We start from the raw sequence: 1,039 nt of genomic DNA, 5'->3' as shown, positions 1-1,039 counted from the left end.
GTAACCTGCATCTTCACAGGTATTAAAATTTCACCGGATCTCTCGTTGAGACAGCGCCCAAGTCGTTACGCCATTCGTGCGGGTCAGAATTTACCTGACAAGGAATTTCGCTACCTTAGGACCGTTATAGTTACGGCCGCCGTTTACTGGGGCTTCGGTTCACAGCTTCGGRTTRCYMCTAACCGCTCCCCTTAACCTTCCAGCACCGGGCAGGCGTCAGCCCGTATACTTCGCCTTACGGCTTCGCACAGACCTGTGTTTTTGCTAAACAGTCGCTTGGGCCTTTTCACTGCGGCCCCCTCGGGCTATWMACCCTACCGAGGCACCCCTTCTCCCGAAGTTACGGGGTCATTTTGCCGAGTTCCTTAACGAGAGTTCTTCCGCKCGCCTTAGCATGCTCTGCTCGCCTACCTGTGTCGGTTTGCGGTACGGGCACCTTCACCTGGCTAGAGGCTTTTCTTGACAGCCGGAGTACATGACCTTCGCTACTAYAATTTTCGCTCCCCATCACAGCCCAGCCTAATAGTGTGCGGATTTGCCTACACACTAGCCTCACTGCTTGGACGGGCTATTCCATCAGCCCGCGTCACTGCCCTTCTGTGTCACCCCATTGCTCATAACGGTTTACGGTGGTACAGGAATTTCAACCTGTTGTCCATCCACTACGCCTTTCGGCCTCGCGTTAGGTCCCGACTTACCCTGAGTGGACGAGCCTTCCTCAGGAACCCTTAGGCTTTCGGCGGACAAGATTCTCACTTGTCTTTTCGTTACTMATACCGGCATTCTCACTTGAATACAGTCCACCAGTCCTCACGGTCCAACTTCAATCCGTATTCAACGCTCCCCTACCCAAGACATTGCCTTCACTTCAATCTGGATGTGTTTAGCTGGGCATTTGGTCAGAATCTTGATTAGACGCTAGGCGTCGATTCTGACAAATGTCCCGGTGTTATCCAGAACAAAGTGAAGACAATGTCATGTCATAGCTTCGGTGGTGTGTTTAGCCCCGTTACATTTTCGGCGCAGAGTCACTCGACCA

General features: G+C 52.5%; 1 rRNA gene. It reads right to left on the bottom strand.

The features are described from left to right. Window positions 1-1,039: ribosomal RNA gene (locus ADU23_RS31705) — 23S ribosomal RNA — on the bottom strand; the annotation flags it as partial.

The sequence above is a fragment of the Paenibacillus sp. FJAT-27812 genome (assembly GCF_001273905.1).
In the GTDB taxonomy this organism is placed as follows: domain Bacteria; phylum Bacillota; class Bacilli; order Paenibacillales; family Paenibacillaceae; genus Pristimantibacillus.
This window is presented reverse-complemented; position numbering and strand designations above follow the sequence as displayed.